This window comes from Ideonella azotifigens (assembly GCF_021043325.1).
GTDB lineage: Bacteria > Pseudomonadota > Gammaproteobacteria > Burkholderiales > Burkholderiaceae_C > Ideonella > Ideonella azotifigens.
This window is the reverse complement of the sequence record NZ_JAJNKD010000001.1, coordinates 848,962-862,027: the sequence shown is the minus strand read 5'-3', so window position 1 is coordinate 862,027 and position 13,066 is coordinate 848,962. Positions and strand designations below refer to the sequence as shown.

The following is a 13,066-nucleotide window of genomic DNA, read 5'->3' as shown; positions in this document are numbered from 1 at the left end:
GATCCATCCGAAAGCTGTAAGGTCCGGCGCAGTCATCCCGACTGATGCTGACCTCGCACTCGCTTTCGGAAGTTCGCCATGCCCTTGATCCGTACCCGCGGCCCGCACGACCCGCTGCCCTCGGAAATCACCTCTCCCGAGCTCTACCACTCGCGCCGGGCCTGGCTGCAGCGCACGGCCGCGGGGGCCGCCGGCCTGGGCCTGGCCAGCTGGGCGCAGCGCGAAGCCTTCGCGCAAGGCATGCCCGCCACGCCGCCGGGCAAGCTGGCCAAGCTGCCCGGTGCACGCAGCGGTGTCGCAGGCGCGCTGGTCAACGACAAGCTGACGGCTTATGGCGACGTCACCACCTACAACAACTTCTACGAGTTCGGCACCGACAAGTCCGACCCGAACCGCAACGCCGGCAGCCTGAAGCCGCGGCCGTGGACGGTGAGCATCGAAGGCATGGTCGCCAAGCCGCTGACGCTGGACCTGGATGCGCTGCTGAAACTGGCGCCAATGGAAGAGCGGGTCTACCGGCTGCGCTGCGTGGAAGGCTGGTCCATGGTCATTCCGTGGGTCGGCTATTCGCTGTCCGAGATCATCAAGAAAGCCCAGCCGCTGGGCAGCGCCAAGTTCGTGGAATTCACCAGCCTGGCAGACCCGAAGCAGATGCCCGCCCTGCGCGCTGGCGTGCTGGACTGGCCTTACGTCGAAGCCCTGCGCATGGACGAAGCGATGCACCCGCTGGCGATGATGGTCTTCGGCCTCTACGGCGAAGTGCTGCCGAACCAGAACGGCGCGCCGCTGCGGCTGGCCGTGCCCTGGAAATACGGCTTCAAGAGTGCCAAGTCCATCGTCAGGATCCGTTTCATGGACAAGGCACCCACCACCAGCTGGGAAGGCTCGGCGCCATCCGAATACGGCTTCTACTCCAACGTCAATCCACAGGTCGACCACCCGCGCTGGAGCCAGGCCACCGAGCGCCGCATTGGCGAAGACGGGCTGTTCGCGAAGAAGCGCGCCACGCTGATGTTCAACGGCTACGAAGCCCAGGTGGCATCGCTGTACGCCGGCATGGACCTGAAGAAGAACTTCTGATGGCGGCGACAGGCGTTTCTACGGCCGCGCGCCGCGCGCCGCCTAAGGGCCTGGTGCCGCGGCTCAATGGCTGGTTGCTGCACCCGGTCGTCAAGCCGCTGCTGTGGCTGTTGCTGGCCATGCCGGCCGGGCTGCTGCTCTGGGGCGCCATCCAGAACCAATTGGGACCGAACCCCACCGAGGCGCTGATCCGCGGCCTGGGTGACTGGACGCTGCGTTTGCTCTGCGTCACGCTGGCCATCACCCCGCTGCGCCAATGGACAGGCCTCAACAGCATCGTGCGCTGGCGCCGCAACCTGGGTGTCGCGACCTTTCTCTACGGCACGCTGCACTGGCTTTCATACGCCTGGTTCGACCAGAACCTGGACCTGCAGGCGCTGCTGCACGACGTGGCCAAGCGGCCCTTCATCCTCGTTGGCACTGCCGCCTGGCTGGCGATGCTGCCGCTGGCGCTGACCTCGTTCAACGCAGCCATCAAGCGCCTGGGCGGCAAACGCTGGCAGGCGCTGCACAAGACCATGTACGCGATTGCGCTGGGCGGCCTGCTGCACTTCTTCTGGCTGCGCGCCAGCAAGCACAACTTCGCAGAAGTCGCGGTCTACGCCACGGTCATCTTCTTCCTTCTGGGCTGGCGCGTGTGGCGCTGGCTGCGCAGCCGCCGGCCGGTCATGGCTTGACGCTGGCGACTGGCGAGGCAGGCAAAGCCTCCCAGCCGCCACCGAGGGCCATGAACAGTTGCACCTGGTCGTCGGCCAACTGCGATTCGGACGCGGCCAGCGCTGCGTCCGCACTGGCCAGCGAACGGTCTGCGTCCAGCGCATCGAGGTAACCGGTCTTGCCACCGCGGTAAAGCTGGGCGGACTGCTGTGCCACCTTGGCTGCGGCCTCGCGCGCAGCCGTCAAGGCCGCACGACGATCCAGCTCGCGGGCATAGGCGTTCAGCGCGGTTTCGGTTTCGCGCAAGGCCGTCAGCACGGTGCCGTCGAATTTCGCCAGCGCACCGCGCGTGCCGGCCTCGGCCTGCGCGATGCGGGCCTGCACCGCGCCGGTGTTCGGAACCGTCCACGAGATCAGCGGGCCCAGGCCCCAGGCCAGCGAATCGCTGTGGCCGAAGTCCGGCGCCGGGCCCGCCGACGAGGCCGACAGGCCCAGCGTGATGTGCGGGTACAGCTCGCCGGTGGCGACGCCAATGCGCGCGGTCGCCGCGGCGAGTTCACGCTCGGCCTGGCGCACATCGGGCCGGCGGCGCAGCAGCGCGGCGCCGTCGCCCACGGGCAGCGCCTGCATGACCTGCGGCGGCGCGGCGCAGTCGGCCACGCCGGCCGGCAGGTCGCCCGGCAGCGCACCGGTCAGCGTCGCCAGCCGCAGCAAGGCCGCTTCGCGCTCGGCCTGCAGCGGCGGCATCGCAGCGTTGAGCTGTTCCAGCTGCGCCTTCGCGCGGTTCAGGTCCAGCATGCCGACACGGCCGGCGCGCTGCAACTGGCCAGCCACGTCCAAGGCCTCGCGCTGCAGCTGCACCGAGTGCTGCGCAGTCTGCCAGCGCAGCCCGGCCGAGCAGGCCTGCGCATAGGCCCGCGTGGTCGCGCCCACCACGCTGACGCGCGCCAGGTCCAGCCCGGCCTCTGCCGCGCCGGTGTTCGCCTCCGCGGCCTCGATGCTGCGCTGCAACTGGCCCACCAGGTCCAGCTGGTAGGACAGCGCGACGCCCGCACTCGCGCTGAAGTGGTTGGGCGGCACGTAGCCCTTCTGCAGGTAGGACAGGCCCGAGGCGTGGCCAAACGACGGGCCACCGCTCAGCGCCGCACTCACGCCCCGCGCGGCACCCGCTTCATCGGCCTGCGCCTGCACCTTCTCCAGGTTGGCCGTGGCCTGGCGCAGGTCGGTGTTGTGGGCCAGTGCACGCTGCACCAGTTCGTCGAGCCGCGCATCGTCGTACAGCCGCCACCAGTGCGGCGGCAGCGGCGTCGTCGTGAACGACGCACCGGCGGTTTTGGCCGCCTCGTTGAACTGCGCCGCCGCCGCGGGTTGCGCAGCCAGCGACTGCGCGGGCAGCACGTAGTCCGGCCCGACCGGCGTGTGGCTGCAGGCGGCCAGCAAGGCTGACAGCAAAAAGGGGATCAACAAGCTGCGCATGGGTTCAGCTCCGCGAATCCGCCGGGCCAGCATTGGCGGTGCGCGCTGGCGCAGCAACCGGCGCCACTTCCAGCACCTGCACCGTGACGGTCTGCCCTGCGACCAGCCGCACGTCGGCAGGCAACGGGTCCAGCTTGACCTTGACCGGAATGCGCTGCGCCAGCCGCACCCAGTTGAAGCTGGGGTTCACGCTGGACAGCAGGTTGGCGCTGGTCGAGCGGTCGTGGTCGGCAATGCCGGCGGCAATGCTGTCAACCACGCCGGGCAGCGCGCGGCTGCCACCCATGGCCGTGACGCGCACGCGGTCGCCCACGTGGATGCGTGGCAGCTGCGTCTCCTCGAAATACCCTTCGACGTACAGCGAACGCTGGTCCACCAGCGCCAGCGCGGCGTGGCCGGCCGAGGCATAGGCGCCGGCGCGCAGGTCCAGGTTGGTGACCAGCCCGTCCACCGGCGCGCGCACCGCCGCGCGTTCCAGGTTCAGCTGCGCCGCGCTGACGGCCAGCTCGGCCTGGGCCACCGCGGCCTGCGCCTGCTCCACGCGCATGCGCGTCTGCTCGCGCTGCTCCTGCGAGATCAACAAGGCCAGCCCGGCGTTGCGCTGGTCCTCGCGGCCGGCCTGGGCCAGCACGACGCGCTGCGCGGCCAGCGCCGAGCGCGCCTGCTTCAGCGCCAGCTCATAGCGCACCGGGTCCACGTCGAACAGCAACTGGCCGGCCTTCACCGCCTGGTTGTCCTGCACCGGCACCGCGGTCACCAGGCCGGACACATCTGGTGCAATCTGCACCACATTGGCCCGCACGCGCCCATCCCGGGTCCAGGGTGCCAGCTCGTAGTGGTCCCACAGCTGCAGCACCGCCCAGCTCGCGGCGGCCACCGCGGCGAGCGTGACGCCAACGCGCAACACCGGCACGGCCACGCGGGAAGAAAGCCAGTGCTTGTTCATCAAAGCCTCGTTCATTGCATCAAGACGGTGAGACGGCTGAGCGCCCACACCAGCAGCGCATACAGCGCCAGGTCAAACAAGGCGGGGTGCCAAACCCAGCGGTACAGCCCCGTGGCCGCCAGCACCCGCCGCACGCCCCACAGGGCGCCCAGCGCGGCGCCGCACAGCAGCATCAGCCAGGGCAGGTAAAGCCCGTAGACATGCGCCTCGCCAATCATCGGGACATCTCCATCGTCAAACCTTGGGGCGGCGGCGCACCCGGGCAAAGGTTGCGCCGCAGGCCGACCAGCGCGGCCACCGCGCGCGCCTGTTCGCCGGGCAAGCGGGTTGGTTCGGCCAACACACCTTGCAGCGCCGCGTCCAGCTGCTGCTGCAGCGCAGCCGGTCGCTCGCGCCGGCCCGCCTGCAGCGCCTCGAAAAACGCCGCCACCTGGGCCAGCACCGCGGCGCGAGCCCCTTTGGGCAGCGCCGAGCGGGCGCGCTGCAGCGCGACGATGTCGGCCCCGGCGCGCAGGTCGCGCAGCGCGTCGTCTGTCACCACACCCTCGATGCGGCCACCGGCCTGCGCAATGCGCGGCGCCAAGAGGCCGATGCGGTCCAGCAGACGCGCCGCGTAGCTGTCTTCGCGCAACTGGCGCCTGCCCGCGCCGGCCGGTGCGCTCAGCTCGGCCAGTTCGCGCCAGCTGGCGCGCTGGATGCGGCGGGCCACCACGTCGGCGCCAATCGAGCGCACCAGCGCGGTCATGCGCGCCGCGGCCACCACACCCAATACCTGGGCCAGCATCGAATTCGCGAAGTTCACCAGATCGGCGGTGGCGGTGTCGTGCATCGACAAGGCGCCAGCCACGCCAAACAGGATGGGCATCGCCAGGTTGCCCGGCGTGGCCCGCGGGATGAAGCAGCCCAGCAGCAGGAACACCGGCGCGCACAGCAGCACTAGCATGCCGAAGTCCTGCACCAGCGGCATGGCCAGCACATAGGCCGCCGCCAACGGCACCGACCACAGCGTGCCTTTGAGGAAGCCGTGGATCATCGGCACCGGGTCGTCCATGGTCGCGAAGAAGCTGCAGAAGACCGCGGCCATCATCGCCATCGCCGAGCCGCTGCGCCAGCCGGTGGCGATCCAGATCGCGCAGCAGGCCAGCACCGCCAGCGCCGCGGCGGTGGCAGACAGCAGCGCAAGCCCGCGGTCGCGGTGCAAGGCCTGTGCGCCCAGCGCCGGCAGGCGCCGCGTGGGCACCGGCGCACCCCCCAGGCCTCGGCCAATCTCGTCGCGCAGCTCGGCGCAGCGCTGCCAGGCCAGCACCAGTTCCTCCAGCCGGCTCGCCAGCGCCAGGCGCAGGGCATGCGACCAGGCTGGCAAAGGCGTCTCGCCCGCCAAGACCCCCAGTGCCCGCACGTCGGCCAGCAGCGCCTGCACCTGCGCTTCGTCCACCGGCGAGGCGGTCTCGGAGATGCGCGACGGCAGTGTTTGCACCCAGGCGTCCACCCGCGCGGTCATCGCCTGCACGTCCGGCGCCAGGTCGCCTTCGGCCTCGCGCAATGCCTGCAGCCGGTCGTCCACCGCCGCCAGCAGCGAGGTCAGCGCCGCGGTGGCGTGCTGCATCGCGGCCAGCGCGCCGCTGGTCCAGCGCAGGTGCGAGGTGTCGAAAGGCACGTGGGTGGACAGCATGCGCAGCTGCGTCACATCGGCTGCCAGCCGGCGGCGGTCGGCGTCGAAGGTCTGGCGCGCGGCGCCCTCGCCTGCGTCAGCCCGCAGCACGTCGTGCAGCCACTGCCGGCTGTCGCGCGCGGTGCGGTCCAGCAGGCCCAGCACGGCCGGCGCCAGGCCGGTCGGCAGCAACAGGCTGTGCACCAGCGACGCGCAGAGAATGCCCAGGCCGATCTCCTCGACGCGGGCCAGCGCGGTGTCGAAGATGGCGGTGGGCGTCTCGACCGACGGGAAGCCGATCAAGGCCGCGGTGTAGCCCGCCAGCATGAAAAGATAAGCGCGGGGCGTGCGATCCAGCAGCGAAACGTACAGGCACAACGCCACCCACAGCGCCAGCGCCAGTGCGGTCAGCTCCGGCGTGTTCGACAGCGCCGGCACGATCAACACCGTTGCAGTGCTGCCGATCAAGGTGCCGCAGAAGCGGTACAGCGCCTTCGAGCGCACCGCGCCAGCCATCGGGTTGGCCACCACATAGGCCGTCAGCATGGACCAGAACGGCCGCGGCAGCCCGGCCCGGCTGGCCACATACATCGCCAGCATCGCGGCGGCAAAACACTTCAGCGAGAAGACCAGCTCGGCCCGCGTGATCGAACCCAGCAGCCGCGGCCACCACAGCAGCGTGCCACGCCAACGTGGCTCGGGCACCGAGGCCGTCATGCCGCGTCGTCCTTGCGCCGCGCGCGCGGCTTGCCTGGCATCACCGGCACGCTGCAGCCCAGGCGCTCGCCCAGGGTGTCGAAGACCCGAAGGCAGGCGGAGAGGTCCTCTTCGGACAGCCCGGCAAACAGCTCGCCACGAAACGTGGTCAGCGCCGCTTCGATCTGCTCCCAGGCAGCATGCCCGGCGGCCGTGAGATGCAGTGTCCTGGCCCGGCCGTCGGCCGGGTCGCTGTGGCGCTCCGCCAGCCCGGCCTCCACCAACTGGTCCACGGAACGCGCCAGCGAAGGCGCCTCGATGCCCAGCATGTCGGCCACCACGCCAGGCCGCACATGGCCCCCGAGCCGCCCAATGATCATCAGCGGCCAGGCCATCGCATGCGACAGGCCAACGTGCGCCACCGCCTTGTCGGCCGCAGCGCGGTAGCTCCGCTGGAGCACACCCAGCGCAATGCCGAACTTCATCTGTGAGGCAGCGCGCGTCGGTGCAGCAGTCATGGCAAGCAAGGCGCCGGGCCGGAAGCGGCACGGGCCAATAGATAGTTAGCTTGCTAATTACTATAACGGGGACGCTACAGCCCCGTACGGCACTGGGTTTTTGTCTACCCCCTAGTTCGAATGAGCACAGGGTTAGCCCGCGATGTCTGGCATGTCAACGATGGCACGGAGATTGCAAAATGTTTTCTCTTCGTTCGCCCCTCGCGCCACAAGCGCCCGGGGCGGTGTTGTTGCCAAACGCCCTGCCGCCGCGGGTGCCAAGGCCTTCCCTGTAGGAACTCTCGACCATGCGTCAATTTGCTTTGGGGGCGGTCGCCGCCCTGTTTGCTGCCAGCAGCTTTGCAGCACCTGCGGCGTCGCCGATCTCCGGCCGCTTCGTCTCGGCTGACAAGCCCAACTTCGATGCCAACGCGCAAGCCGCGGCCGTCGCCACAACCTCCCTGCGCCAGAACGTCGAAGCCCGCAAGTCGCGCTTCGGCTTTGCCAGCCACTACGACGCCCAGCTCGGCACCACCTTCCTGTGGGCGCAAAAGGGCAGCAGCCAGTCCACGCTGAAGACCAGCCTGACCGGCGCGGCCCTGCGTGAAGCCACCGCCCGTCACTTCCTGAGCCGCAACGCCAGCGCCCTGGGCCTGAGCGCCGCCGCGATCAGCAATGCCAAGCTGTTCGACACCCAGGATCTGGGCAACGGCCCTGTCATCAGCCGCTTCCGCCAGCATGTGGGCGGTGTCGAGGTGTTCAACCGCGACATCAACGTGATGACCGACCGAAGCGGCCGCCTGGTCGCGATCTCGGGCTACTTCGCACAGCAGAGCGATGCCGCCTCGGCCCGCGCCGCCAGCTTCTCGCTGAAGGAATCGACCGCCATCACCAAGGCCTTCGCGGACCTGGGCGGCAGCGTCGCCGACAGCTTCGCCGCTGGCGCCACCAAGGGCGCGTACAGCACCTGGAAGCGTCCCGCCAGCCAGGGCGACCTGCAGCTGCAAAGCGATCCGCGCGTCAAGAAGGTGATGTATGCGCTGGGCAGCTCGCTGGTGCCCGCCTACTACGTCGAACTCTCGGCCGCGACCCGTGACGGCGCGACCCAGGCCGACTATGCCTACGTGGTCTCGGCCGCCGATGGCTCGGTGCTCTTCCGCATGAACCAGGAAGCGCACGACAGCGCGGTCACCTACCGCATGTTCGCCGACAAGAACGGCGTGCCCTTCGACTCCCCGATGGGCAACGGCATGGTGCCGTTCAAGAAGGACCTGCCGACGCAAACCGTCAAGCGCACCGACGCAGCGTCCAACCTGGTGACCGTCAACAGCGTTGGCATCTCGACCAACGACCCCTGGCTGGCCGCAGGCGCCACCACCCCGGTCGGCAACAACGTCAGCGCCTACCTGGACCTGGCCTCGCCGAACGGCTTCCAGGCCCGCCGTGGCGACGTGCAGCCCACGACCACCAGCACCGCCACCTTCGACTACCCGCTGGCTGGCGACGTGGACCCGAGCACCGACGACGCCAAGAAGTCGGCCGTAGTGAACCTGTTCTACATGAACAACTACCTGCACGACCTGTGGTACGACCACGGCTTCAACGAAGCCGCCGGCAATGCGCAGACGAGCAACTTCGGCCGCGGCGGCGTCGAAGGCGACCCGATCCTGGCCGAAGGCCAGGACTATTCGGGCCGAAACAACGCCAACATGAGCACCCCGGCCGACGGTGGCTCGCCGCGCATGCAGATGTACCTGTTCGACGGCCTGGTCAAGGGTGATGTCTCCATCACCGCCCCGGCCTCGCTGGCAGGCAAGCTCACCTTCGGCACCGCCGGCTTCGGCGCCTCGGCGTTCGACGTGACCGGCACCGTGGTCCTGTCAGACGACGGCACCGCGCCGACCGGCGATACCTGCACCGCCCCGGTCAACGCAGCAGCCCTGGCCGGCAACATCGCGCTGATCGACCGCGGCTCCTGCGACTTCGACGTCAAGGTCAAGTTCGCACAGAACGCTGGCGCCACCGCCGTCATCGTCGCCAACAACGTGACCGGCTCGGCGATCACGATGGGCGGCGACGACACCACCGTGACCATCCCCGCCGTGATGATCACGATGGAAGACGGCGCGAAGATCAAGGCCTCCGGCTCGCCGGTCACCGTTCACATGGTGAAGGAAGCCGCGCTGGACCTGGACGGCACGCTCGACGAAAGCGTGATCGCCCACGAATACTTCCACCATGTCTCGAACCGCCTGGTCGGCAACGCCAGCGGCCTGTCGAACAACCAGGGTGGCGGCATGGGCGAAGGCTGGAGCGATGTCGCCGCGTTGATCCTGAGCGTGCGCAAGAAGGACACCGACGTCGCCAACAACAGCGACTGGCAAGGTGCCTACGCGATGGGCGGCTACGTGACCGGCGAGATGTACTACGGCATCCGCCGCGCCCCGTACTCGACCGACTTCGCGAAGAACCCGCTGACCTTCAAGCACATTGAAAACGGCGTGGCCCTGCCCACCACCGCACCGCTGGCCTTCGGCCAGGACGGCGCCAGCAACGCCGAGGTGCACAACACCGGTGAAGTCTGGGCCAACATGCTGTGGGAAGCGTATGCCGGCTTCCTGAAGGATGGCCGCTACAACTTCAAGCAAGCCAAGGCCAAGGTGCAGGACTACGTGATCGCCGGCCTGAAGATGACGCCGAACGCCCCGACCCTGGTCGAAGCACGCGACGCCATCCTGGCAGCAGCGGACGCCACCGACGACGCCGACTTCATGATCTGGGCCACCGCCTTCGCCAAGCGCGGCATGGGCGTGGGCGCTGTCGCCCCGGCGCGCAACAGCACCACCAACTCCGGCGTGGTCGAAAGCTACATCGTCGCCACCCCGACGCCGTAAGCTCTCACTGCCTCACCGCTGTGCAAGGCCCGCTTCGGCGGGCCTTTTTCATGCAGCAGCTGCAAGCCGCCATCACACACGCTGCCCCTCTCATGTCACAAGACCGTTCCCCGCTGACGATTGGCACGCTGCTGGTGCTTCTGCTGGCCTTCTTGTCCGTGTTCGGAGGTACTTTCGGCACCGTGCAATGGCCGTTCAGCGGACTGAGGCCGGATGCCGAGATCGCCTTCAGTCAGCGACTCGTTTCAGCGTTGTGGGAAGGCCAGGAAGACAAGCTTGCGGAGGCCTTCCGGCCCGAACTGCGCAAGGACGTGCACGACCATTTCGGCGCCATGACCGCGCTCCTGCCCAGCGGCCAACCCAAGCAAACAGATGTTTTTTCCTGGGCCATCCATCGCCAGGACGGTTCCACCTACTACACCTTCGGCTTTGAGTATGCCTACGAGCACGCATGGCTCGTCGCGAGCGTGTCCTTGCAACGTGAACCGGGAGGTCCCCTGCAACTGACAGGTCTTCATCTCACACCGCAGGTCGAACCCCTTGAGGTGCAGAACCGTTTCGCCTGGTCGGGCAAACCGGCAACTCAATGGGCCCTGCTTGCCATCTGGGTCGCTGAGCTGGGTCTAGTGCTGTTCGCCATGATCAGTTGCCTTTGCGCCGAGGGCTTGCGCCGCAAGTGGGTGTGCCTGCTGATCGCGCTGTTTGGCATTGGCCGATTCACGCTGGACTGGCACACGGGCGCCTACAGCATCCAACTGCTCTACCTCGGCTTGCCCACGCTCGGCGCCTTGAAAGCCGGGCAGGGATCACCTTGGTGTTTCCAGCTCAGCTTGCCTGTCGGGGCCGTTTTCCTGTTGGTCATGCTGCACCAGTCCAAGTCGTCACGAGCCAGGCAGCAGGTCCCATCCAGCGAGTCCCCGCCGCACGTCGATGCGCCTCACCCCGCCGAAAAATCCTGATCCCAAGGGCACCCGGGGATCAGGCGCACGTCTTGACACTCCTCATCAGGAAGCCACCGGACGACAACGGCCATGACATACCTTTGCCTGGGCATCGCCATCGTTGGCGAGGTCGTCGCGACGACTGCGTTGAAGGCCTCGGAAAGTTTCACGCGGCTGGGGCCGAGTGCCCTGACCGTGGCGGGGTACGCACTGGCGTTCTACTGCCTGTCGCTGTCCTTGCGCGCACTTCCCACCGGCATCGCCTATGCGATCTGGTCCGGTGCGGGCATCGTGCTGATCTCGCTGATCAGTTGGCTGGTCTACCGCCAGTCGCTGGACCTGCCGGCCGTCGTCGGCATGGCGCTGATCCTGGCCGGCGTGCTGGTGATCAACCTGTTCTCGAAGAGCGTGGCGCACTGACGCGCACCGAAGCGGGCCTAAGATCCGCAGTCATGAGCTTCACTTTTCACCTTCCTGGCTTGCCCGCACTGGGCATCGCCGCGTTGCTGGCCGCCCTGGCCCAAGGCGCGCTGGCCGCACCTTCCCCTGCCCACGCCGAGATCGACGCCCTGCTTGGCCGGCTGGCCAGTTCCGGTTGTGAGTTCAACCGCAATGGCAGCTGGTACCCGGGCGCCGAGGCCAGAACGCACCTGCAGCGCAAGCTGGGCTACCTGGAAGACAAGGACGCCGTGCCCACGACCGAGAAGTTCATCGAGCTGGGCGCCAGCACCAGCAGTTCCAGCGGCAAGCCTTACCTCGTGAAGTGCGGCAACGCGGCGCCGGTCGACAGCGGGGCCTGGCTGCGCACGCAGCTCACCGCGATGCGTGCCGCCGCCCATGCCCCCAAACCCTGAACACAGCCATGCGCAAACCTCGCTCACCCTTGCCCGCCGTCCTGCTGCAAGTCGTCGCGCTGGCCGCCTGCGCTGCCCCTGCCGCCACGCCGCCAGCGACGCCGCAGGTGCTGACCTTGAAGCTGAACACGCCGGTGACGCTGAACGGTGACGGCACCGTCGTCAGCCTGGTCGCGGTGCGCGACAGCCGCTGCCCAACAGGCGTCAACTGCATTCGTGCTGGCGACGTGCAGGCCGACCTGCAGGTCACACCCGCCGGCCAGCCGCCGCAGCCGGTCACCGTCGGCTGGGGTGACGGTCGGCAAGCGGCAACCGCACCGTCGCAGGCCGCAGGCCGCCAGTTCTGCTTCCTGGACCTCAGCCCGCGGCCCAGCGCCGGTCAGGAGGTGGCGCCCGCGAGCTACCGGCTGCAGTTGCACGTGCTGCCACTGCAAGCGGGCGCCGCCGATTGCAAGACCGGCGCCGCCGAGCGCTGAACCCGTTTCTTCCCAACACCTGCGCCGTGCTGACTGTTGGTTGGGTGACCCGGTGAACACCTCGCAGCCGCATGCATCACGGACGATGCTGCGAGCTCGCCAGACCTGCCACGACCTTAGGCGGCCCCCACCGACTTCACGAAACCCAGAGCGATTCAGCATGTCGCCCGCCGAAGATCGGCCATCGACCAATCCATGCAAATGTTCCCACCCTTCTTCAAGGCCTGTCTCAGTGCATCCCTCGCATGGCTGACGATGGTCACTCATGCGCATGCGGTAGAGCGACAGGCAGAGGCCTCGCTCGTGGCGCCCTTCACAGCGTCTTTCGTCCAAGGATCGTGCGCGCCTCTTCCCAGCACGCTAAGTGGGGCTCGTTTAGGCCGCTTGGACATCCGATTCAGGGTATCCGCCGCAGGCGAATTGCTCCAGGTTGAGCAGGTCGGCCAGACCCGCTATCCGGACTTTGACAATGCCATGCTCGCTGCGCTGAAGACATGCCGATTCCAACCTGGGACTGTCGAAGGCAAGCCCGCGGAAAGCGTTGGCCAGATCTTTGCGGACTATGTGTCGCCTAACAAGATCGGGGACACCAACATGGCGCAGGAACAGCGCATGAGAGTCGACGTAGCAACGTGCGCACCGACCGGTGCCGAATACCCACCCGAGTCAGCCTCACTTGACGAGAGGGGGACGGCGAATGTGACGATCACGGTGTCCGCAGAAGGCAAACTGGAGAAGGCCGTGATCCGAGACTCCAGCGGGTACCCGAGATTGGATGAAGCGTCACTGAAGGTGGCGACCAGGTGCAAATTCGCCCCTGGTCGGAACCTTTTCGGAGGCGACCAAGGTGCCACGCTGACCATCAACTACCGCTGGACTTTGGAAGAGCGCTGAGCCG

13 protein-coding genes are annotated in these 13,066 nt (G+C 68.0%); 8 read left to right on the top strand and 5 right to left on the bottom strand.

Annotation, left to right across the window (positions count from 1 at the left end; translation table 11 throughout):
- The first annotated feature begins 78 nt into the window (after positions 1 to 78).
- Together msrP and msrQ are read left to right on the top strand one after the other, a co-directional pair.
- On the top strand, positions 79 to 1,080 hold the full coding sequence (msrP, locus tag LRH25_RS03920; protein WP_231010205.1) for a protein-methionine-sulfoxide reductase catalytic subunit MsrP: 1,002 nt from the start codon (positions 79 to 81) through the stop codon (positions 1,078 to 1,080).
- The gene (msrQ, locus tag LRH25_RS03915; protein WP_141291621.1) at positions 1,080 to 1,757 is read left to right on the top strand and encodes a protein-methionine-sulfoxide reductase heme-binding subunit MsrQ; all 678 of its coding nucleotides are present in this window, start codon (positions 1,080 to 1,082) and stop codon (positions 1,755 to 1,757) included. Before msrP ends, msrQ begins: the two co-directional genes overlap by 1 nt.
- Here msrQ and LRH25_RS03910 read toward each other — a convergent pair.
- From LRH25_RS03910 to LRH25_RS03890, 5 genes are read right to left on the bottom strand one after another with little or no spacing between them, the layout of a single operon-like run.
- Positions 1,747 to 3,213 (bottom strand): efflux transporter outer membrane subunit, encoded by a 1,467-nt coding sequence (locus tag LRH25_RS03910; RefSeq protein ID WP_231010204.1) that lies wholly within the window; start codon positions 3,211 to 3,213, stop codon positions 1,747 to 1,749. The genes msrQ and LRH25_RS03910 overlap by 11 nt on opposite strands.
- A gap of 4 nt (positions 3,214 to 3,217) precedes the next feature.
- Positions 3,218 to 4,159, bottom strand: coding sequence for an efflux RND transporter periplasmic adaptor subunit (locus LRH25_RS03905; protein WP_231010203.1), 942 nt, complete (start codon positions 4,157 to 4,159; stop codon positions 3,218 to 3,220).
- Between the two features lie 11 nt (positions 4,160 to 4,170).
- Positions 4,171 to 4,377 (bottom strand): DUF1656 domain-containing protein, encoded by a 207-nt coding sequence (locus LRH25_RS03900; protein ID WP_231010202.1) that lies wholly within the window; start codon positions 4,375 to 4,377, stop codon positions 4,171 to 4,173.
- The gene (locus LRH25_RS03895) at positions 4,374 to 6,527 is read right to left on the bottom strand and encodes an FUSC family protein (protein WP_259373855.1); all 2,154 of its coding nucleotides are present in this window, start codon (positions 6,525 to 6,527) and stop codon (positions 4,374 to 4,376) included. Before LRH25_RS03895 ends, LRH25_RS03900 begins: the two co-directional genes overlap by 4 nt.
- A complete protein-coding gene (locus LRH25_RS03890; RefSeq protein ID WP_231010201.1) occupies positions 6,524 to 7,024 on the bottom strand; it encodes a MarR family winged helix-turn-helix transcriptional regulator in 501 nt (166 codons plus the stop codon). The genes LRH25_RS03895 and LRH25_RS03890 overlap by 4 nt, the downstream gene beginning before the upstream one ends.
- Before the next feature lie 287 nt (positions 7,025 to 7,311).
- Here LRH25_RS03890 and LRH25_RS03885 point away from each other — a divergent pair, with 287 nt between their 5' ends.
- From LRH25_RS03885 to LRH25_RS03860, 6 genes are all read left to right on the top strand, one after another.
- Positions 7,312 to 9,897 (top strand): M36 family metallopeptidase, encoded by a 2,586-nt coding sequence (locus LRH25_RS03885; RefSeq protein ID WP_141289211.1) that lies wholly within the window; start codon positions 7,312 to 7,314, stop codon positions 9,895 to 9,897.
- A gap of 92 nt (positions 9,898 to 9,989) precedes the next feature.
- Positions 9,990 to 10,856: a hypothetical protein gene (locus LRH25_RS03880; RefSeq protein ID WP_141289209.1), complete on the top strand. Its 867-nt coding sequence runs from the start codon at positions 9,990 to 9,992 to the stop codon at positions 10,854 to 10,856.
- A 72-nt stretch (positions 10,857 to 10,928) separates the two neighbouring features.
- A complete protein-coding gene (locus tag LRH25_RS03875) occupies positions 10,929 to 11,258 on the top strand; it encodes an SMR family transporter (RefSeq protein WP_141289207.1) in 330 nt (109 codons plus the stop codon).
- A 32-nt stretch (positions 11,259 to 11,290) separates the two neighbouring features.
- Entirely contained in the window at positions 11,291 to 11,692 is a 402-nt protein-coding gene (locus LRH25_RS03870; protein WP_141289205.1) for a YfeK family protein, read from the top strand.
- A gap of 8 nt (positions 11,693 to 11,700) precedes the next feature.
- Positions 11,701 to 12,168, top strand: a complete 468-nt coding sequence (locus LRH25_RS03865) for a hypothetical protein (RefSeq protein WP_231010200.1) — start codon at positions 11,701 to 11,703, stop codon at positions 12,166 to 12,168.
- 384 nt (positions 12,169 to 12,552) lie between these two features.
- Positions 12,553 to 13,062, top strand: a complete 510-nt coding sequence (locus LRH25_RS03860) for an energy transducer TonB (protein ID WP_170200890.1) — start codon at positions 12,553 to 12,555, stop codon at positions 13,060 to 13,062.
- Positions 13,063 to 13,066: the final 4 nt, after the last annotated feature.